This is a genomic window from Bacillus sp. FSL K6-1284 (assembly GCF_038002625.1).
GTDB classification, from domain to species: domain Bacteria; phylum Bacillota; class Bacilli; order Bacillales; family Bacillaceae; genus Bacillus; species Bacillus paralicheniformis.
In genome coordinates this window covers 848362-869675 of the sequence record NZ_JBBOCW010000001.1, presented here as the reverse complement: position 1 = coordinate 869675, position 21314 = coordinate 848362, and the positions used below count along the sequence as shown (strand labels likewise).

17 protein-coding genes are annotated in these 21314 nt (G+C 47.6%); 6 read left to right on the top strand and 11 right to left on the bottom strand.

Going from position 1 to position 21314, the window contains the following annotated elements:
- Positions 1-40: 40 nt before the first annotated feature.
- A complete protein-coding gene (locus tag MHB72_RS04275; RefSeq protein ID WP_020450562.1) occupies positions 41-724 on the bottom strand; it encodes an NAD(P)H-dependent oxidoreductase in 684 nt (227 codons plus the stop codon).
- 130 nt (positions 725-854) lie between these two features.
- Here MHB72_RS04275 and MHB72_RS04270 point away from each other — a divergent pair, with 130 nt between their 5' ends.
- Positions 855-1247, top strand: a complete 393-nt coding sequence (locus tag MHB72_RS04270; protein ID WP_020450561.1) for a winged helix-turn-helix transcriptional regulator — start codon at positions 855-857, stop codon at positions 1245-1247.
- Here the strand turns inward: MHB72_RS04270 and MHB72_RS04265 are convergent.
- The 5 genes from MHB72_RS04265 to MHB72_RS04245 all read right to left on the bottom strand — a co-directional run bounded on the left by MHB72_RS04265 (position 1244) and on the right by MHB72_RS04245 (position 6990).
- Complete coding sequence (locus MHB72_RS04265) at positions 1244-2134, bottom strand: alpha/beta hydrolase (RefSeq protein ID WP_229030035.1); 891 nt, start codon at positions 2132-2134, stop codon at positions 1244-1246. The genes MHB72_RS04270 and MHB72_RS04265 overlap by 4 nt on opposite strands.
- A 101-nt stretch (positions 2135-2235) precedes the next feature.
- Positions 2236-3531: a nucleotide sugar dehydrogenase gene (locus tag MHB72_RS04260; protein WP_023855862.1), complete on the bottom strand. Its 1296-nt coding sequence runs from the start codon at positions 3529-3531 to the stop codon at positions 2236-2238.
- Between the two features lie 85 nt (positions 3532-3616).
- Entirely contained in the window at positions 3617-4681 is a 1065-nt protein-coding gene (locus MHB72_RS04255) for a Gfo/Idh/MocA family protein (protein ID WP_216921126.1), read from the bottom strand.
- Complete coding sequence (locus MHB72_RS04250; RefSeq protein ID WP_128822940.1) at positions 4678-5787, bottom strand: DegT/DnrJ/EryC1/StrS family aminotransferase; 1110 nt, start codon at positions 5785-5787, stop codon at positions 4678-4680. Before MHB72_RS04250 ends, MHB72_RS04255 begins: the two co-directional genes overlap by 4 nt.
- A 120-nt stretch (positions 5788-5907) precedes the next feature.
- Entirely contained in the window at positions 5908-6990 is a 1083-nt protein-coding gene (locus MHB72_RS04245; RefSeq protein WP_216921127.1) for a glycosyltransferase, read from the bottom strand.
- 193 nt (positions 6991-7183) lie between these two features.
- Here MHB72_RS04245 and MHB72_RS04240 point away from each other — a divergent pair, with 193 nt between their 5' ends.
- The 5 genes from MHB72_RS04240 (at position 7184) to MHB72_RS04220 (ending at position 13642) form a co-directional block, all read left to right on the top strand.
- The gene (locus MHB72_RS04240; RefSeq protein ID WP_216921129.1) at positions 7184-9427 is read left to right on the top strand and encodes a glycosyltransferase; all 2244 of its coding nucleotides are present in this window, start codon (positions 7184-7186) and stop codon (positions 9425-9427) included.
- Positions 9428-9579: 152 nt separating this feature from the next.
- Positions 9580-10953: a glycosyltransferase gene (locus tag MHB72_RS04235; RefSeq protein ID WP_340901725.1), complete on the top strand. Its 1374-nt coding sequence runs from the start codon at positions 9580-9582 to the stop codon at positions 10951-10953.
- A 66-nt stretch (positions 10954-11019) separates the two neighbouring features.
- Entirely contained in the window at positions 11020-11994 is a 975-nt protein-coding gene (locus MHB72_RS04230; RefSeq protein ID WP_216921133.1) for an NAD-dependent epimerase/dehydratase family protein, read from the top strand.
- Positions 11995-12011: 17 nt separating this feature from the next.
- Positions 12012-12554 carry an acyltransferase gene (locus MHB72_RS04225; protein ID WP_026580665.1) on the top strand — a complete coding sequence of 181 codons (543 nt, stop codon included), beginning with the start codon at positions 12012-12014 and terminating at the stop codon, positions 12552-12554.
- A complete protein-coding gene (locus tag MHB72_RS04220) occupies positions 12551-13642 on the top strand; it encodes a DegT/DnrJ/EryC1/StrS family aminotransferase (protein WP_026580666.1) in 1092 nt (363 codons plus the stop codon). The genes MHB72_RS04225 and MHB72_RS04220 overlap by 4 nt, the downstream gene beginning before the upstream one ends.
- 177 nt (positions 13643-13819) lie before the next feature.
- Here the strand turns inward: MHB72_RS04220 and MHB72_RS04215 are convergent, their stop codons facing one another.
- The 5 genes from MHB72_RS04215 to treP form a co-directional block, all read right to left on the bottom strand.
- Positions 13820-16069 carry an NTTRR-F1 domain gene (locus MHB72_RS04215; RefSeq protein ID WP_340901723.1) on the bottom strand — a complete coding sequence of 750 codons (2250 nt, stop codon included), beginning with the start codon at positions 16067-16069 and terminating at the stop codon, positions 13820-13822.
- Between the two features lie 482 nt (positions 16070-16551).
- A complete protein-coding gene (locus MHB72_RS04210) occupies positions 16552-17244 on the bottom strand; it encodes an N-acetyltransferase (protein WP_025810396.1) in 693 nt (230 codons plus the stop codon).
- A gap of 106 nt (positions 17245-17350) precedes the next feature.
- Entirely contained in the window at positions 17351-18067 is a 717-nt protein-coding gene (gene treR / locus MHB72_RS04205; protein ID WP_020450546.1) for a trehalose operon repressor, read from the bottom strand.
- Between the two features lie 21 nt (positions 18068-18088).
- Positions 18089-19777, bottom strand: a complete 1689-nt coding sequence (treC, locus tag MHB72_RS04200) for an alpha,alpha-phosphotrehalase (protein ID WP_020450545.1) — start codon at positions 19775-19777, stop codon at positions 18089-18091.
- 72 nt (positions 19778-19849) lie between these two features.
- On the bottom strand, positions 19850-21262 hold the full coding sequence (treP, locus tag MHB72_RS04195; protein ID WP_216921141.1) for a PTS system trehalose-specific EIIBC component: 1413 nt from the start codon (positions 21260-21262) through the stop codon (positions 19850-19852).
- Positions 21263-21314: the final 52 nt, after the last annotated feature.

The window sequence follows — 21314 nt, the reverse complement described above, 5'->3', positions numbered from 1 at the left end:
TAAAAAAGTGCGGTCTGCTAAAGGCAGAACCGCACTTTTTTTATTCAACCCATTTCACGATTTGATCAAGCGCCCGTCTCGTCTTCGGACGCGGTTCTTTCACGCGGTAACCGAAAGCGGCCATGACCGAGATGTCAAAGCGTCCGTCCTCCAACAATCCTTCTTTTTCAAGGATGTCGTGGACTTTGTCGTAGTTAAAGCCTTCAATCGGGCAGGAGTCAATACCGATCAAGGCGGCCGCCGTCATCATGTTGGCTAGCGCGATGTACGTTTGCTTTGATACCCAGTCAAACATCGCTCTGTCGCTTTCGTACAAATGAAAATCGCCGTCTTGGAAACTTTTCAGAACGCCGTCTTCTTTCAGCATATTTTCAATGATGTCCTCCGGCATTTTTTTCACATGCTTTAACTGATCTGCAACATACCCGGAATCATGCCGCATTTCCTTAGCCGTGCGTCCGAGCAGCAAAACGAAATGGCTGGCTGTCGGCAGCTGTCCCTGTGCGCCCCATGAGACCTGGCGCAGTTTTTCACGCAGCTCTTTATTTTGGACGACGACGAACTTCCACGGCTCGAGGCCGACAGAGCTTGGCGACAGTCTGCCCGCTTCTAAAATGAACTGAAAATCCTCGTCTGATATCTTTCTGTCCGGATCAAACTCTTTTGTCGCGTGTCTAAATTGGAATGCGTCAAGAATCTCCTGCTTCTTGGATTGCTGTGTCATGTTCTGTTCTCTCCTTTTGTCTATAGTTTATATTCCTTTCTTAATTTCATTCTAATCATTATAATAGCAATAAGAAAGTACGCACATTTTTGTGGCATAGTATCATTTTTTATACTAAGGAGAGAGGAAAATGAACAAGAATCCGAAGGCATGCGAAACACCGGACGGTTATTCATGCCCGGTGGAAGCAACGATCGATATCATCGGCGGCAAATGGAAAAGCGTCATTCTGTATCATTTGATCGATGATAAAAAACGCTTTAATGAGCTGCGTCGTTTAATTCCCGCCGTGACACAGCGGATGCTGACCCTCCAGCTTCGCGAACTTGAGCGCGACGGCATCGTCTGCCGCACGATTTATAAGCAGGTTCCCCCGAAAGTCGAGTACAGTTTAACTGAGTTCGGCAAGACGCTGATTCCGATCATCAGTCAAATGATGAATTGGGGAGCTTCCTATGCCGGCAAAATCAAGGAAGCGCGCCAACGATCGGCTGCCGCTGAAATGCTGGAATCGCAAGGCTAATTGGCCGGCTCGATTTTCAAGAGAAAGTCTTTGATTCTGCTTAAGTATTCTTCAGGATCGTGGCGGAATCCGCCGACATGTCCCGCGCCTTCAATCAAATACAGTTTCTTTATCCCTTTTTTCCGGTCATACAGGCTTTTGGCCATTTCCGGCGGAACAAGCTGATCATTTGTGCCGTGGATGATAAACAGCGGCGTGTCTGACTGCTCAAGATTGCTGACCGGCGATATGTCGGCAAGGCTCCAGCCATGGCGCCGTTTGATCAGCCCGCTTGCCAACGGGATGAGAAACGGCACGGACAATTTGACGGCGGCTTTCAGCTGAAAGCGGCATAGCTCTGTTAAATCGCTGAAGCAGGAATCGGCAATACAAAACTTGATTCTCCTGTCCTGTTTCATCAGCTCGATGGCAGCCGCGGCTCCTAGCGATTCGCCAAGCACTCCGATCCAAAGGTCTTTGCCGAACCTGTTCTCAAGCTCGTCAGCCCACCTCGCCAAATCGTCCTTTTCGTAAAATCCGTAAGAAACGTGTGAACCGCCGCTCAATCCGTGGCACCTGCTGTCGCAAAGCAGAACATTGTAGCCGATGGACTGGAACAGCTCGACGTATTTATACCCTCCAAACAGCGACCACTTGATGCCGTGGGAAACGATGACGACTTTCCTGCTCTTTTGAACGGGAAAAAGCAGCGCATGCAGCCGGCATCCATCCCCCGCCGTCAAAAACAGCTCTTCTTTGTCGTGTGACTCAAACACATCATCGATGATCTCGCCGTGTTTGAGTCCGCTGAAAAAGGTTTCTTCATATGTGCTCCTGTTCGGCATAACAAACAAATAGCTGACAATCAGACTGACGGCAAAAATACTGATCCCAATTCCAAAGACCATCAACAAAACTCCGATCCACACGGCCCTCACCCTTTACGTTCTTGTTTTAACTTATTGTATTCCGAACGGGTCTGGGCGTGAGTCGCGGAAAAAAATTGGCGTCAAGAGCACCCGTTTCCGAGCTGGATGACTTTCGCTTTTCCTGCTGCTTCTCTCAACACGCCTCTTGTATCAAATATCACGGTTGCATGGTTTAGTAACAGCTCTTTCGGAAGTGCGTCATGATCGGTCAAAACGACAACACAGTCGTACGCTTTCAGCATCTCTGAATCTATCGGCATGCTTGCCATTTTTTTGCCGCTGAGGTCGAGTTCCGGAACGTGCGGATCATGGTAGGAAACATCAGCCCCCATGCCGATCAGCTTCTCTATAATATCAAGCGATTTTGATTCGCGGACATCCGCTATATTACGTTTATAGGTGACGCCATAGATTAAAATGCGGGCGTCTGTCGCCTTATCTTTCCCTGCCAGTTGCAAGGAACGCTCTGCGATATAGCGGACGATTCTATCATTTGTCGCTTCCGACAGCTCGATAAAGTCGCTCGATAAACCGCTTTGTTTCATGACAAACTGCAAATACAGCGGATCGACGGGGATGCAATGGCCGCCGATGCCGGGACCTGGATAAAACGCCGCAAAGCCGTACGGCTTCGTGCTTGCCGCCTCGATGACTTCCCATACATTCACCCCGAGCTTGTCGCATATCATCGCGAATTCATTAATGAATGAAATATTAATAAACCGGTACGTATTTTCCAGCAGCTTTGTCAGCTCCGCTGTTTCAGGCGATGTGACAGGCACAACCTCTTCATAAATGCCGCTGTATAATTGATGCACCTTTTCAAGGCATGCCTCCGTCGCGCCTCCCACTACCTTCGGCACGACTTCAATCGGAAATTGATTGCCCGGATCAACGCGTTCTGGAGAATAAGCCAAATAAAAATCCTTTCCGCATACAAGGCCGCTTTCTTCGAGGATCGGTTTGACGATGTCCCTTGTCGTACCCGGATATGTCGAGCTTTCCAACACAACGAGCTGCCCTTTTTTCAAGTGCCCTCCAATCGATTGCGCCGCTCTTTTCACATAAGTCAAATCAGGACCCGCATCATCATTCAGCGGCGTCGGTACGCAGATGATGACGGCATCCGCTTCGCCGATTAAACCGTAGTCCGAAACAGGACGAAAGAAACCGGTGCCTATTCCGTCCTGCACCGCTTGATCGTTGATATCTGAAATATAGCTGTTCCCTTTCCGTAATGCCTCGACTTTCTTTTTATCCAAATCAACACCGATAACCCGAATTCCTTTTGATATCAACAACATGGCCAAGGGCAGACCGACAAACCCCAAGCCGATGACCGCTATCGTTTCGTTATGCATTTCCTGTTTGCTCATTTATCAAATCGCCCCTTCTGTACATTCCTTTAATAAACTATGTTTTAAATCTTTTTTTGAAAGGGACGATCTACCAAATCAAAACCTATTTATTTTTCATATCAGATGTTTGAAACGAAGAAAGAGGCAGCTGCACCGGCTGCTTCTGCAGCACAGACTGGTAGATTCCAAAAATCGTTTCAATCGCCTTTTTCCCTTCATAGCCGTCAACCAATAGTGTGTCTTGGCGCTTGACGGCGCTTATAAAGTTTTGATACATAGCGGTTTGTTCGCCGCTGAGATCAATCAGCTGCGCCGCTTCTTCAGCAGCATCCTTCTCCCCGTGGATATACCAGCGGCTGATCCGGTTTAAGGTCGGGCCTTCCAATGAGATCGTTCCATGTTCTCCAAAAATCGAGAGAGAGCTTCCGATATTGTTTGGCTGTGTGACGATATTCGCTTCTATTACTCCTTTCGCCTGACTGGCAAACGTCAGAACACCAATAGCAACATCTTCCGTTTCTTTTGCTCCGGAACCGCCCAGTATATCTCCGTAAACGCCTTTTACATTACCTAAAAACCATTGCAGCAGATCGATCAGATGTATCCCTTGATTGACCAGCATCCCGCCGTCTTTTTCCCAGCTTCCCCGCCAGGTTGCCGCTTCATAATAAGCGGGTGACCTGTTTAAGCGAAGCGATACTGTGCCTAAGTAGATCCTTCCCAGTTTTCCTCTCTCAATCGTTTCCTTCAGTTTTTTCATGATCGGCCGGTGGCGCATCTGGTGGCAGACCATGAGCTTCAGCCCGTTCTGTTCCGCCAGTTCTATAAGCTCATCGGCATCCTGTAATGACAAGGTCATCGGTTTTTCGACGATGACGTGCTTGCTTGCCTGCAGCGCAGCTTTGGCCATTTCGGCGTGCAGTCCCGAAACCGCCGCAATAATGACCGCTTCTATTTTAGAATCTGAAAGCAGCGCTTGATACTGCTGATAATGGGTCATTCGGCTTTCATCCCCGGCGAAGGAAGCATAGTATTGTTCCGCCTCCTTCATCCGTTCTTCCTGCAAATCACTGACGGCCGACAACTTTGCATCACCGCACCCGGCCAGTGCTTGAAGATGTTTTCTTGACATATAGCCGCAGCCGATTAAACCGAAATGAACCGTCACTTTCCCCCTCCTCCTTTTTTCAGCAGCGCGGAAATAATTTGCTCTTGTTCCTCAGCGGCTAGAAAAGGATCCATCGGAATCGCGAAAAGGGTTTCGGACAAGGACTCGGCTATAGGGAAATCGCCTTTTTTGTACTGCAATGAAGAATAGACCGTTTGCAAATGAAGGCAGCAAGGATAATACACGCCAGAATGAATGTTCTGCTCTTTCAGCGATTGAATGAATTCGTCGCGGTCTTTTGCGCCGATACAATAGAGATGATAGATATGTGTGCGGTCTTCTTTCTCAGCCGGCAGTGTGAGATGCTCCGCCGTTTTCAAACCTTCCCTGTAGCGGCTGGCAACTTTTCTTCTTTGTTCATTCCAGCCGTCGATTTTCTCAAGAAGAATGAGCAAAGCAGCGGCATGTAATTCATCAAGACGGCTGTTGAAACCGATTTTGTCATGGAAGTATTTTTTGCTAGTGCCATGGGTTCTGAGTGTTCTTAATTGCCGGGCCGCATCCGGATCTGAAATCGTCACCATTCCCCCGTCTCCCAACGTTCCCAAGTTTTTTGTCGGGAAAAATGAAAAACAGGCGGCATCCCCGATGCTGCCGACAGGACGCCCTTTATATGAAGCGCCGAACGCTTGGCAGGCATCCTCAATCACAAGCAGTCCGTGTTTTTTGGCAATCGCCATGATCTCGTCCATATCAGCCGGCTGTCCGAAAATGTGGACGGGAATGATCGCTTTAGTAGCAGGGGTGATCTTTTCTTCTATTTTTTCCGGATCAAGGTTGCAGGTTTCACGATCAACATCAGCAAACACCGGCTTAGCCCCCACCCTTGAGACAGCTTCAGCGGTCGCAAAAAAAGTGAACGGCGTCGTAATGACCTCATCCCCTTTGCCGATACCGAAAGCTTCGAGCGTCAGCACTAATGCATCCGTTCCGTTGGCGACCGCGACCGCTTCTTTTACACCAAGCTTTTCGGCTATTCTTTTCTCCAGCTCTTCAACCTTCGGCCCCAATATATATTGGCCGCTGTCCAACACATGCTCAAACTCTTGTAAAATATCTTGTTTTACCGTTTGAAACTGGCGTTTTAAATTGATTAACGGGATCATCTCTGTTCCTCCTCTAAAATCAAAAAGTTCCAAAATAAGTTATGATGCCTGCCGGTAATTTGGCACGGCTTGATTTTTTTCATAAAAAAAGACCTACTTGTTCAGTAAGTCTTGACCATGCTATTTGTTAATGCCTAATTTCCCTTCCAGCAGCTGTTTGTTATGAAGGACGGATTTGTCATCGGGACGGTATTTTCTCGCCTCTTCATTGTGCTGATACGACTTTTCAAAGTCTCCTAAATTGTAGTAGCACACGCACATTTGCAAGTGAGGGTACCAAGTGTAATATGCCGGATAGGTGAAGCTCCATTTATTCGAATCAGGCACCAGTGTTGTCGCCAGCTCATACCAGTAGATAGCGGCATTGTATTCCCGCCGCCGCTGAAAGTTATAGCCGATTCTTGAGCATGTTTCGGCACGAGGCGTTTTGGAAAATTCAAATGACTGGAAGAGCGATCTCAGCTCATTATCCAAGTCGCCGAGAAAGCGGTGGCAGTCGGCTTTGTTGATGCAGGCGTATACTTTGTCTTCAATCCATCCTTCTTTCATTTCAATGTTTTTATTGTAGCTTTCAATTGCTTTTTCGTAGTGTCTGTTTTCTCTTAATTCATTTCCGTAGTAAAAATAGTCGCGCGGGGTAAACGTGTCGCCGCGATCGATCTTCTTTTGGTAAATATTGAGGTTTCGTCCGACAGAGTGGCGGATTTTTTTATGCGTCACCGAGATATCGGCATTGATGATGTTCCCGAATACCTCCAAATATTGATGGCAGTCGCCTTTCCATTTAAAGTTTTTCTCCCTTTTTACCAGGCGGTTGCGGCGGTATCTTAATGTCACATTTCCGAATTCGTCAGTTCCCGCATCATAGTACATGGACACGGAATCAACGGAAGGATCAAGCGTTTCCTTCAACTCTTTTAATTTTTTCTGATCTTCCTCAAGCAACACATCGTCCGCATCCAGATAGAGAATATAATCCTTTGTGGCGTGTTTAAACGATTCATTGCGGGCAGCCGCAAAATCGCCGATCCATTCAAAGAAAAAGACGCGGTCTGTGTAGCACTTCGCAATCTCTACGGTTTGATCTGTCGATCCCGTATCCACAATGTTAATTTCATCTACAATGTCTTTCACTGTATCAAGGCATCTCGCCAATACTTCTTCTTCATTTTTGACAATCATACATAGACTGATTGTAACCAAAGCCTTCACTCCCTGAGACTCTTTTTTAAAATCTACCCATAAAATATGAACCAGCAGCTGATCGCGTTTGTGCCGCTGTCACTGTTTTAGCTTTTCAGGCTGTGCCATTTCCGAAGTATTTTTCATAGAACTTTCTATTCTCGCTTGAATATAGATACTACTAGCGAAAATGTGTTTAACCAGGAGGTTTCAGATGGATAATGAATTGGAATATTTGCTAGACTCTGTTGGGTTTAGCTGGAGAGAAACCGAAATATCCCAACTGATATTTCAACACAAATGGCACGATGCTGCGCAGAAGCTGGAAGAGAGGCTGGAAACCGCTCCCTTCGATCCCGGCTTGCTGATAAGCGCTGCTTTTGTTTATGAAAAAAAGCAGCAGGTTCAGAGAGCGTCTGAATTATATGATGATGCCCTACTGTTTGTCAGGCGCGAACATCAACATCGCCTCATGAAGGAGAAAGAAGACCTTTTCAAAAAAATGGTCAGGCGTCCAAAGATCATTTTTTTCGTTAAACCGGATTTAGACCGGTTTTTGAATGCTGTCGTTGAGCGCCTTTCCGGAACTTACCGGACCAGAAAAATCGCGGTTCATGATTTGAATCAAATCGACACTGGCATGCACTGGGCGGATATTTGCTGGTTTGAATGGTGCGATGATTTATTGATCCACGGGAGCAAAGTCCCTTCTGCAGCGGCCAAAACATTAATATGCAGGCTCCACAGCTATGAAGCATTTACTTTTTATATTAAAAAGGTATATTGGCAAGCGGTGGATCAAGTGATCTTTGACGGGGAACACATGCGGGAATATGTATTAGATCAAGTTAAATCGTTGAAAAAAGAGAAAACGGCCGTCGTTCCAAATGGAATCAAGTTAGACGAATACACCTTTCAGCAAAGGCAAAAAGGCTTTCATATCGCATATGTCGGCTATATCAACTATAAAAAAGGTCCGATGCTTTTGCTGCAGGCTTTCAAGGCACTGATTGACAAAGACCCAAGATACAAACTGTTCATCGCCGGGACGTTTCAGGACGCCCGCTATCAGTTGTACTTCAAGCAAATGATTGATGAACTCCGGCTGACTGACAGCGTCCAATTTGACGGATGGCAGGATGACATGAATCAATACTTGGAAGATAAGCATTACCTGATTTGCACAAGCCTTCTTGAAAGTCAGCATATGTCGGCAATGGAAGCGATGGCTAAAGGCATTAAACCGCTGATCCACAACTTTTACGGAGCAAAGACGATATACGATGAGTCGGTTGTTTGGAATACGATAGATGAATTCGTGTCCATGATGACAAACGGTGATTATACACCTCTCCAATATCGGTCATTTATTGAAGAGCATTATTCATATGACGTGAGCATGCGCAAAATTGAAGAGATGATTTCAAGCTTTGCAAAGCAGTCAGAGTTGACGGTTATGCCAAATCCGCCGCTGATTACGGTAGGCATCATCAACTATAATTACAGCCATTTCATTGATGAATGCCTTCAATCCGTTTTAAATCAACTCTACCCTAATATCGACATTCTGATCATTGATGACCATTCAACTGACGATTCCATGAAAAAAATCAGCAGCTATCAAAAAACGCATCCGCACATTCGAACGATATGCCACAGCGAAAATACAAAACTTCCTGATCTCGCTTTTAAGGAAATCTTCCAGGAGGCAAAAGGCGAATATGTTTTGCTTTTAAGTGCAGATGATTTCCTTCCGCACAATTTGGTGCTCCATGACTTTATGCAGTGCTTTTTTGAAGAAGAGGGATTAGATTATGTGTACGGGGACCTTTTGCTTGTTGATCAACACGGAAAAAATGCGGGGCTGTGGACGTATCAAGAGTATGGCGATGAGGAGCTGGTGAGGACTATTTTTCAAAGGGGCGGCTCAGGCATTGTCCCGATGGTGGGCATGTTTAAAGCATCTTATTATAAGCAAAAAGGCTTTACTTGGCTGGTTGATCCGCAAAAGCCGCTTGCAGGGGATGTGCTGAATTGTTTGGCCAACACGAAGCGCGGCTGGAAGCGCCGCTATTTAAGAAAACCTGTATTGTGCTACCGCCGCCATCAAAACAATATTTCCTACCAATTGCATAAAAGGATTCAATCGCTTGTGTACGTCATCGACTATATTGTGAAAGAATTTGACGAAAGCGTCTATTTTCCCCATATCAAATGGAAGGAGCTTGAGAAAAATCAAAGACAGTCCTTGAAATATTTCAGCATCGGAAAAACCTTTTGGAGAATGGCCCGGAGATACGCACAAAACGGATATACCCGGCATTTAGATCAAGACGCCAAAAAAGAATGCATTCAGCCGCTTCTGGATAAAATGGATGAATACTTCCAATTAAGCCTCGCTTCAGACAATCAGTATGAACGATATATGAAAAATATAAAAAAAATCCAGCTGATATAAGGCCTTCCGCTCTGTGGAAGGTTTTTCTCTTATACTCTCGCACAAATACACAGTCATATAGATTCATTTATACGTATGATAGAGCGCACAAAGCGTTTTTATTCTGCATTAAAAGGAGAAATTGAAAGCAGCGTGATCGATGGGAGGTCATCATGAAAGATTTCAAGTCAGACATCATTCATTGTCTGGAACAAAAAGATTGGAACAAAGCCATGAAGCGCTTAAAAGAGTGGGAAGCCGACGGCTCGCATAACGAGCCCGATTTTTATTTTCTTCAAGCCTCTCTTTCTGTCTATCTCGGCCATGACCATAACGCCTGGCTATGGCTCTGGAGGGGGCTTTACCTTTTTCCTGATAACAGATCTTTAAATCTGCTGATGGGAAAAGTGTGCCTGCGCACCGGAAGGGAACAAGAGAGCGCGGCCTATCTTCAAAAAGGAGATGGAGCAGAAACCGAAAGCGGGCCAAAGCTTGATCTTCCTGTTCATGAAAAAACCGAGCCTCCGGCTGGGCAAATTCGCGTTTTGCAAGGCACAATGGAAATCGCCAACCAAATGAACACCTTGGCTAAAGGGCTCTTACAGCATGGCGCGCTTGCCCACACCTTAAATTACTATCCTTATTATTTAAATTACGCTGCCGACTACACCTGGTCATTGCTGAAAGAACGCAATACGCCCGCCATGAATGCGAAGCTGAGAAGGCTTGCCAGTGATCTCTTGCCATCCTATGATTTGTTCCATTTTCATTTTGGCACAAGCTTTACGCTGGACATGTCGGATTATCCCATTTTAAAACAGGCGGGTAAACCAATGATCATGCATCATTGGGGCAGCGATGTGAGGCTTTATTCAACATTGGCTAAAACAAATCCATACGCCGTTGTCAAAACGAAAAACGAAGCGCGAATTCGATATCACCTCAAACGAATTTCACAATATGTCCAGCACTGCATCGTCGCCGATATGGAACTATACGAGTATGTAAAAGACTATTATGAGCATATCCACATGATTCCAACCATGATCCAGCTTGACCGCTATATTCCCGACTACCGATCAAATGAAAAGCCGCTCATCGTTCATGCCCCCACCTCTCCAGGAATAAAAGGAACCCGCCACATCCTTAAGGCGGTGGAGTCTTTAAAAGAAAAATACGATTTTCATTTTCACCTAGTACGAGGGGTTTCTCATGAACAGGCAAAGAAAATCTATCAAAAGGCGGATTTGATCATTGATCAGCTTCATATCGGCAGCTATGGATTATTTGCCGTCGAATCGATGGCAATGGGGAAACCCGTTATCTGTTGGGTCAGTGATTTTATGAAGGAGAACTATCCTTCCGAACTGCCTCTCATAAGAGCAAATCCCGATAACATTACAGAAGTGATTGAAAATGTGCTGAAAAACCGGGATATGCTACCGGAAATCGGCCAGAAAGGAAGAAAGTATGCAGAAGTTCATCATGATATGGTGAAAAACAGCAAAAAAACGCTGGCTGTTTATCAGGCGCTACTTTCGGGATGATGTTGAACACCTTTCGCGTCGCGGGATTTGTAATTCAAAAAAACGAAACAAGCAGGTGAACAATTGATGAGCGATATGACAGAGTTATCCGGCCAGCATATTTTCATAACTGGCGGAGCAGGCTTTATCGGATCCTCTTTAATAGGAAAGCTGATAGAGCGCAACAGCGTCACCGTATACGACAATTTTTCAAGAGACTCCCTCCGGTATAAACCTTACCGGGACCATCCTCACTTGAAAGTGGTGCAGGGAGACATTTTGGATGTGAACACGCTTAAAAAGGCGATCCAAGGGGCCAGCCACATTGTCCACGCCGCCGGCATCGCAGGGATTGACACGGTCATTCAAAATCCCGTTAAAACGATGCAGGTCAACATGATCGGTTCAGCCAATCTGCTTGAAGCGGCTGCAGGTTTAACCGAATGCAAAAGGGTCGTCTGTTTCAGTACGAGTGAAGTGTTCGGCCAAATCGCTTTCAGGGCGCGAGAGACCAGTCATACTGTTTTAGGAGCGGTGGGAGAAGCTCGCTGGACATATGCTGTCAGCAAACTCGCCGAGGAACATATGGCATATGCCTATTTTAAAGAATTGGGGCTCCCGACCGTCACCGTCCGCCCTTTTAATGTTTATGGACCGGAACAAGTCGGGGAAGGCGCCATCAAAACGATGGTTCACAGAGCTCTGTTAGATGAGCCGATTTATATTCACGGCGACGGAACGCAAATCCGGGCCTGGTGTTATGTAGATGACATGATCGACGGAATATTGCGCTGTTTGACGATGAAAGAAGCCATCGGAGAGTCTTTCAACATCGGCAATGAACGGACTGTGATCACTGTATACGGATTGGCAAGCACGATTATCAGAGTTCTTGGATCAAAATCGCAAATCATCTTTGGAGAGAAAAAAGAAGCCGATATTGAACTTCGCATCCCTCAGGTCAATAAAGCAAAAGAAATACTCGGTTTCAGCGCAAAAGTAGATCTGGAAGAAGGGATCACAAGAACAGCTGAAAGCATTCAAAAAAATTTGGATCAATAAGAAAGGAGGCGCTTTTGTTGAAACAATGGAAAAGCGAAGGAAAAGGTGAATTTACCCTTTCCCAGCTTGGAGGGTGCGGCGAAAATGTCGTTATTGAAGACGGGGTCCGCATTTTTCATCCGGAAAATATCTATATCGGAGATAACGTTTATATCGGCCATGACACGATTTTAAAAGGCTATTATAAGCATGACCTGATCATCGGCTCAAACAGCTGGATCGGTCAGCAATGTTTTATACACGGTGCCGGCGGGGTTACAATCGGAAAATTTGCGGGAATTGGTCCGAATGTCCGGATACACGCCGCCTACCATACCGATCCTGATATACCCGATAGTACCATTTTGTTTTCGCCGCTTACATTTGCTCCCATTCATATTGAAGAAAACTGCAACATCGGGATCGGTGCGTCTATTTTAGCAGGCGTTACGATAGGCGCCCACTCCAAAATCGGAGCAAATGCCGTCGTCAATCGTCATATTCCCCCGTACAGCATAGCGGTAGGCGTGCCGGCAAAGGTGATCAAAAACCGAAGGATGAAAGATGAGGAGCGCTCATGATCAGGTTGATTGAGCCGTATATTACGTTTGAAGAAGTGGAAGCAGAATTAAAAGAAATATTTTCCTCCGGCATGCTGACAAAAGGCCCTTATGTCAGAACATTTGCTGATCATATTAAACAGTATGTAAGTGCAAAGCATGCTTTTTTAACAACATCGGCTACAACGGCTTTATCGATGTGCCTTAAAAGCCTTAACGTCCAACCCGGAGACGAAGTGATCGTCTCAGACTTTTCGTTTCCCGCCACTGTCAATGTAATAGAAGATTTAGGTGCTAAGCCGATTTTTGCCGATGTTGATCTTGAAACATTTAACATGCTTCCAGAAGAGCTGGAAAGTCAAATCACGTCCCGGACAAAAGCCGTTCTTTTTGTAGATGCTCTTGGAAACCCGACAGGCATCACCAACATTAAACACATATGTAAAGAGTATAGCTTACCACTCGTGGATGATGCCGCGTGTGCGATCGGCAGCAGTGAATACGGTTGTAAATCTGGAAAAATTGCCGATCTCACCTGTTTCAGCTTTCACCCCAGAAAGCTGCTTACGACAGGCGAAGGCGGAGCAATTACAACCGACCGGGAAGAGTTGAAAGATTGGTTTTCAGTCAAGTTAAACCATGGCGCCGCTATCTCTGACGGCCAATTGGATTTTATGGATTTCGGCTACAACTACAGATTATCTGATATCCAAGCCGCTCTTGGAATCAAACAGCTCCAAAAACTAGATGACATCATTCATCGCAGAAACCTTCAGCAGAAAGCATATAGTGAACAGCTTGAACCCCTCGGATTCCAAAGTCAAAAAATCGGACCTGACGTTGTACACAATACACAATCCGCCGTTTTCAAAATTCCAAAAAACATCGTTCGCGACGAATTGATTCAATATTTGAGCGACTGCCATATAGAGTCGACTTTCGGCACCTATTGCTTAAGCGGCACTACCTATTACCGCCGCAAATACAGACAGATTAAACCCAATTCCATTTTTCTTGAACAAAATACGATCACCCTCCCCTGTCATGACCAAGTCAATGTGGAGCAGGTAGTCTCAGCCATTCAATCATTTAGCCAACGTAAAGTCTAATCAATCAAAAACATCCCTTTCACAAAATAGTGACAGGGATGTTTTTTTATTCTTAGAAATAAGCAATAGAAAAAAGGCAGTAAACCATAGGTTTACTGCCCCCTGAATCATTCGCATAGCATTGCAGCGAAGTTCCAGAAAAACAAACGGAAAATATTTGCTAATAGTCGTTAAATATTAAGCGCCGGTTGGACCGGTTGGGCCAGTTGGACCTGTCGGGCCAGTTGGACCTGTCGCTCCCGTTGCGCCGGTTGGACCGGTTGCTCCGGTTGGACCGGTTGCTCCCGTCGGACCTGTTGGGCCGGTTGGACCTGTCGCTCCCGTTGCGCCGGTTGGACCGGTTGCTCCCGTTGGGCCGGTTGCTCCCGTCGGACCTGTTGCTCCCGTCGGACCTGTTGGGCCGGTTGGACCTGTCGCTCCGGTTGGACCGGTTGCTCCTGTCGCTCCAGTTGCTCCGGTTGGACCGGTTGCTCCCGTCGGGCCGGTTGCTCCCGTTGCTCCGGTTGCTCCCGTCGGACCGGTTGCTCCCGTCGGACCTGTTGCTCCTGTCGCTCCCGTTGCTCCGGTTGGGCCTGTCGGACCGGTTGCTCCTGTCGGACCGGTTGCTCCGGTTGCCCCGGTTGCTCCTGTCGGGCCAGTTGCTCCCGTCGGACCTGTTGGGCCTGTCGCTCCGGTTGCTCCTGTTGGACCTGTTGCTCCTGTCGGGCCGGTTGCTCCTGTCGCTCCCGTTGCTCCTGTCGCTCCCGTTGCTCCTGTCGGGCCGGTTGCTCCCGTCGGACCGGTTGCTCCTGTCGCTCCCGTTGCTCCCGTTGGGCCGGTTGCTCCTGTCGCTCCCGTTGCTCCCGTCGGACCTGTTGGGCCTGTCGCTCCGGTTGCGCCTGTCGCTCCCGTTGCTCCCGTCGGACCTGTTGGGCCTGTCGCTCCCGTTGCGCCTGTCGCTCCCGTTGCTCCCGTCGGACCTGTTGCGCCTGTCGCTCCCGTTGCTCCCGTCGGGCCGGTTGCTCCCGTTGGGCCTGTTGGGCCTGTTGGGCCTGTCGCTCCGGTTGCTCCCGTTGGGCCGGTTGCTCCGGTTGGACCTGTTGCGCCTGTCGCTCCGGTTGCTCCCGTTGCGCCTGTCGCTCCCGTTGGACCTGTCGGGCCGGTTGCTCCCGTTGCGCCGGTTGCTCCCGTCGGACCGGTTGCTCCCGTTGCGCCTGTCGGGCCGGTTGCTCCTGTCGGGCCGGTTGCTCCTGTCGCTCCCGTTGCTCCCGTCGGACCTGTTGCGCCTGTCGCTCCGGTTGCTCCTGTCGCTCCGGTTGCTCCTGTCGGACCTGTTGCGCCTGTCGCTCCGGTTGCTCCCGTCGGACCTGTTGCGCCTGTCGCTCCGGTTGCTCCCGTCGGACCTGTTGCTCCTGTCGCTCCCGTCGGGCCGGTTGCTCCTGTCGGGCCGGTTGCTCCTGTCGGACCTGTTGCGCCTGTCGCTCCGGTCGCTCCGGTTGCTCCCGTCGGGCCGGTTGCTCCGGTTGCTCCTGTTGGGCCGGTTGCTCCCGTCGGGCCGGTTGCTCCGGTTGCTCCGGTTGCGCCTGTCGCTCCCGTTGCTCCCGTCGGACCTGTTGCTCCTGTCGCTCCCGTTGCGCCTGTTGCTCCGGTTGCGCCTGTTGGACCTGTTGGGCCGGTTGCTCCCGTCGGACCGGTTGCTCCCGTCGGACCGGTTGCTCCTGTTGGGCCGGTTGCTCCCGTCGGACCGGTTGCTCCTGTTGGGCCGGTTGCTCCGGTCGGGCCGGTTGCTCCTGTTGGGCCGGTTGCTCCTGTTGGGCCGGTTGCTCCTGTTGGGCCGGTTGCTCCGGTCGGGCCGGTTGCTCCTGTTGGGCCGGTTGCTCCGGTCGGGCCGGTTGCTCCTGTTGGGCCGGTTGCTCCGGTCGGGCCGGTTGGACCTGTTGGACCTGTCGGGCCGGTTGGACCTGTTCCTCCGCCTTCTACATCTAATAGTGCTACATCATCTACAATGACATTCGCTGTACCTGCCTGCGGCAAAGTATTAATCAAAATGAAAGCCATAGTAGAGCCAGCTGGAGCTGGGGTCGTCGTTTGATAGACTTCAAGCCATGTATTATTCTCAACAATTGGTAGTCTGTTGAACGGGATATTTAAAAAGAGACCTTGGCCTAGAAAATTAAATGAACTATCAAAATAAGACACTTGAATTTGCACCTGAGGCGATGGAGCAGGAAAACCTTCTTTAGCTAGAGAAACTAAAAATTCCAAACCTTCTCCTGCATCTACTGGAACAAATTGTGCAATAAAAGAAGTAACAGCCCCGCCCAGTAATCTTGCCGACCAAAAACCTGAATGGGAAAATTGAGTTGTGACGGTTGCATTTTGGCCTACCCAGGGTGGAAGTGCCCCGTTTTCAAAGCTGCCGTTTACAACCAAATTTTGGATCGACATCTAGGATTTTACCTCCCTTTCATTAGATTAGCTTCAATTCCCTTTTCGAGAATGAAGCTAACATATACTATGTCTCCTTGCTAAGCTCGGTCACGTTATTTTCCATATGATTAAAACACATTTATAGCAGCTAAATCTGAGAGAAGCAAAATATATTAATTTTAACAACAACGTCCTTTTACTTAATATGAAACTTAAGGGGAAAGCTCCATTTAGCTTTCCCCTTCCCTTAAAGGGAACCGAATAGATTTAAATCTCTATTAATGCTGCTGCGGAGCTGTATCAACAATTTTACTAGCCAATGGAAATCTTTGTGTACCATCCGCTGCGAGACTTCTATTGAATATTCTGATTTGAAATAAAGTTCCGTTTCTATAAACTCTTTCCCTTCACCCCCTCTTGCCGGAACAAATTGAGCAATATATGAAGTGGCTGTTCCGCCATCAGTCACATTATTTAACACGGCTAAGATTGAAAAACCGTCATTTCAGCAACCGGCCTGGATTGCCCACAGCCGTTTTGCCTGCGGGAACATCTTTTGTGATGACGGCGCCCGCTCCGATGACCGCATGCTCCCCGATGACGACCGCTGGCAGCAATGTTGCGTTGTTTCCAATTTTCGCTCCTCTTTTAATAGTTGGACCTTGATACGGGTAGTTTCCCATTCCCATATATTTATCATTTGATGTGGAACAGCAAGGACCGATAAACACTTCATCTTCGATCGTCATATCAGCGGTGATATAACAGCCCGTTTGAATCGTCACTCTCTTTCCAATTTTAGTATTGTTTTCAACCATCGCGTTGCGTCCTATAATGCTTTCTCTTCCGATCGCAACATTTTCGCGAATGCTCGCCATGTCTCCCACAAAAACGCCTTTTTCCAACAGCACGTCCCGGTATATAACAGCACTCGCACCGACTACGGCATCATCTTCTATCCGCAAAGGCGCTCCCGCCTGCTTCGGCTGGCGGGCCATTTTTTTATTTGAAGAAGCCGCTTTGCCAAGGACGGCCAAATCTCCGATTTTCACCCCGCTGCCGATCTGAGTATCCTTTTTAATAATGGCATGATGACCGATTGTTACGTTGTCCCCGATGACCACATTTTCTTCAATGACAGCGTGCTCTCCCAATACTACGTTCTTTCCGATCTTTACGGTTTCATGAATCATTGATTACATCCTCCATTTCTCATTTACACCTGCTGTAGCATATTCAATGCGGACGTGATGAGAAACGGCTGCATAAAAAAACACGGCCGCCGTCAGGCGCACCGTGCTACTTTTCTCTTCTTGCAAAATCGACAAAACGGAATTTATCCAAGCGGTGTCTGCTTTCCGTATATTGAAACAAGGTTGTATCATCAAGGAAAACAAAATTCTTCACAACCACAATGTGTTCGTATCCGTTCAAATCCAAATATTCTTGATCCTCAGCCGTACATGGCTCGACCACAATTTCCTTATGGGCATAGCTGATGACGAGCCCGCATTCACCTTCAAGGTATTGGTAGATCGAGTCCTCGCATATTTCTTTCGTCAAGAGCGGCACATGCTTGCGGATAAAATAGTCTTTATCCAGGATGATGCGCTCTCCGTTAATATTCCGCGATCTGACGACCCGCCATACCTCTTCATCTCCAGAAGTGCGAAGCTGCTTTTGAATATATGCATCCGGATGCGTCAAGCCGAACTCGTGGACCGTCGTGCTTGTCTCTTTGCCAAGCGTTTCTGAAAGTTCCTTAAAGCTGACCAAACCGGAAACCGGGAACTGCATTTTCTCCCTGTGCAGCACGACTGACCCTTTTCCTTTGATCTTTTGAATATATCCGTTCTGGGCAAGCACATTCAGCGCTTTCCGAACCGTTTCCCTCGAGGTGTCGTGCTGTTCGGCAAGGTCGTTTTCAGACGGCAGGATATCTCCGGCATTCAGTATGCTTTGATCGATTTGTTCTGCAATTTGTTTGTAAATCATCATATACTTGTTGATCTTCATTTTTTTACCACCACGCTTAGTTTAGCATGGTTTGGCGAGATGATAAACAATCGATTGATACGGTTTCACTTTAAAGCGTGTAAATGACTCGGGAAGATCGGTGTCATTGGAAATGAGAACCTTGGCATCATAGCCGTCAATATCAATATCATCAGGGAGCTGAAACTCGGTCTCTTTCCCGTAAAAATTATTGATCACCAGCAGTTTTTCATCCGCTCCGTTTCTCAAATACGCATAAAGTGCTTGATCGTCTTCCAGAATCAGCTGATAATCTCCGGTTGTGATGATATCGAATTCCTTGCGGAGCTTATTCAGCTTTTTATAATGGTAGAAAATCGAGTCAGGATCGCTGAGCGCTTTTTCTGCGTTGATTTCTTTGTAGTTGGCAGGCACCGAAATCCACGGTGTCCCCGTCGTAAACCCGGCATTTTTTTCTCCGTTCCACTGCACCGGCGTCCTTGAATTATCACGGGACTTCGCTTTCAGGATTTCGATGATTTCGGCTTCCGGCTTTCCTGCTTCTTTCAGCAGACGGTACATATTGAGAGATTCGACATCCCGATAAAGAGAGATGTCATCGAATTTCGGGTTGGTCATCCCGAGCTCTTCTCCCTGGTAAATGTATGGCGTTCCCTGAAGCATATGAATTGCGGTTGCCAGCATTTTCGCAGATTTTATGCGGTATTTTCCGTCGTCTCCGTAGCGTGAGACGATCCGCGGCTGGTCGTGGTTGCACCAGAACAATGCGTTCCACCCGCCTCCTTTATGCATTTCAGTCTGCCATTCAGAAAGAATCTTCTTCAGCTTTAGAAAATCAAAATCCGCCAGCGCCCATTTTTCCCCGTTTGGATAGTCGGCCTTTAAATGGTGAAAGTTAAACACCATATCGAGCTCCCGGCTTTCAGGGTTTGTATACCGGATGCAATCTGCGATTGTCGTCGATGACATTTCCCCGACCGTCATGCTGTCGTATTTTGAAAAGACCTCCCTGTTCATTTCATTCAAAAACTCGTGAACCCTCGGCCCGTCCGTATAAAATCTGCGCCCGTCCCCCTCGTCATCATCAGGGAAACGCTGGTCTTTTGAGATGACATTGATGACATCAAGTCTGAAGCCGTCGATTCCTTTTTCAAACCAGAAATGCATCATCTCGTACACTTTTTTTCTGACTTCATCGTTCTCCCAATTCAAATCCGCCTGTGTAACATCATAGAGATGGAGATAATACTGTCCGGTCTCTTCATGAAACTCCCACGCCGAACCGCCGAACTTCGATTCCCAGTTTGTCGGCGGGGCACCGTCCGGCTTCATGTCCTTCCAAATATAAAAGTCGCGATACGGATTTTCTTTTCCGGACGCTGCTTCTTTAAACCATTTGTGCTCTGTTGATGTATGGTTGACGACAAGATCCATGATCACCTTTATGCCGCGTTTGTGAGCCTCTTCTAGAAGCTCTTCAAAGTCGGCCATTGTTCCATATTCTTCATGAATGTTGTAATAGTCGCTGATGTCATAGCCGTTGTCGTTTTGCGGCGATTGATAAATCGGCGTCAGCCAAATGACATCACAGGCGAGCTCCTTGATATAGTCGAGCTTTTCGATGATGCCGCGAATGTCGCCGACACCGTTTCCTGTTGTATCTTTAAAGCTTTTCGGATAAATCTGATAGACGACTGCTTTTTTCCACCATGGATTTTCTTTCGTTTCCATTTTCAACACCACCGTTTTCTTCTTTATGAAATGGGAAAAGGGCTGACAAATATGCGCGCCCCTCTCCCTCTCTTATTTCATTTTTAATTTTGCATAGAGGTATGTTCCGGCGAACGGCGCGATCAGCACAATCGCCATCCCGATTGCAAACGCTCCCCAGTATTGGCTCATGATAGAGAAAATTCCGGGTACACCGCCGACGCCGACAGAGCTTGCCAAAACCCCTTGCGAGGAAATGAACATTCCGGCAATCCCCGAGCTGATCATCGCGATCACGAACGGAAATCTGTATCTGAGATTCACCCCGAACAGCGCCGGTTCGGTAATTCCAAGATAAGCTGAAATGCCGGATGTCAAGGACAGACCTTTCTGCTTCTCATCTTTGACAATAAACATCATCGCAAGCGCGGCTGAACCTTGTGCGATATTGGACAGCGCCAGCATCGGCCATAAAAATGTTCCGCCGAGCTTTGATCCGATCAGTTGAAGGTCAACGGCAAGGAATGTATGATGCATTCCGGTAATGACGAGAGCGGCGTAAAGTCCGCCGTATAACAGTCCGCCCAGTACGGCAAATTGTTCAAAGACAGCAATAAGGCCTGATGTTAAGACATTTCCGATGGCAAATGTAATCGGTCCAATGACAATAAATGAAGCAAAACCTGTGACAAGCAGCGTAATCGGCGCCACGACAAGGAGCTGAATGCTCTCAGGCGTCCGCTTTGTCAAAAAGCGCTCAATTTTTGCAAGCAAATAAGATGCGAGCAAAATGGGAAGCACCTGCCCCTGATAGCCGACCTTCTGCACTTCCAGACCGAATAAATTCCAGACAGGAATCTCTCCGCTTTGCTCGGCAGCCCCGTATCCCCAAGCGTTTAACAAATCAGGATGCACAAGCATGACGCCCAGCACGATGCCGAGCAGCGGATTTCCGCCAAACCGCTTGACGGCCGACCAGCCGATTAATGCCGGGAGAAATGCGAAAGCCGTTCCCGCAATCAAGTTAATCATATTGGCGAGATCCGCCCATTGCGGATAGACTTCAACGATCGATTTTCCACTGAAGAAAATGTCTTGAGCCGTCAGAATATTGTTGATTCCCATCAACAGTCCAGCGGTGACAATCGCCGGCAATATTGGAATAAAAATATCTGCAAGCGTTTTCACAGCACGCTGTAGAGGATTCATATTTTTCTCTGAGGCTTTCTTGACGTCATCTTTTGACGATTCGCCGATTCCTGTGGCCTTCACCAGCTCCGCGTATACATTGTTGACCGTTCCTTGGCCGATCACCACTTGGAATTGGCCGTTCGTTGAAAACGATCCTTTGACAACATCTATTTGCTCCAGCACCTCTTGATTGACTTTGCTTTCATCGAGCAGTGCAAATCGCAGACGCGTCACACAATGGGTTACCGCTGCAATGTTGTCCGCACCGCCCACAGCATCGACAATCCGTCGCGCTGATTGACTTAAATCAGTCATTCCAAACCCTCCTTCTCCTCTTATAACTTGTATATACATGTTATACCTATAT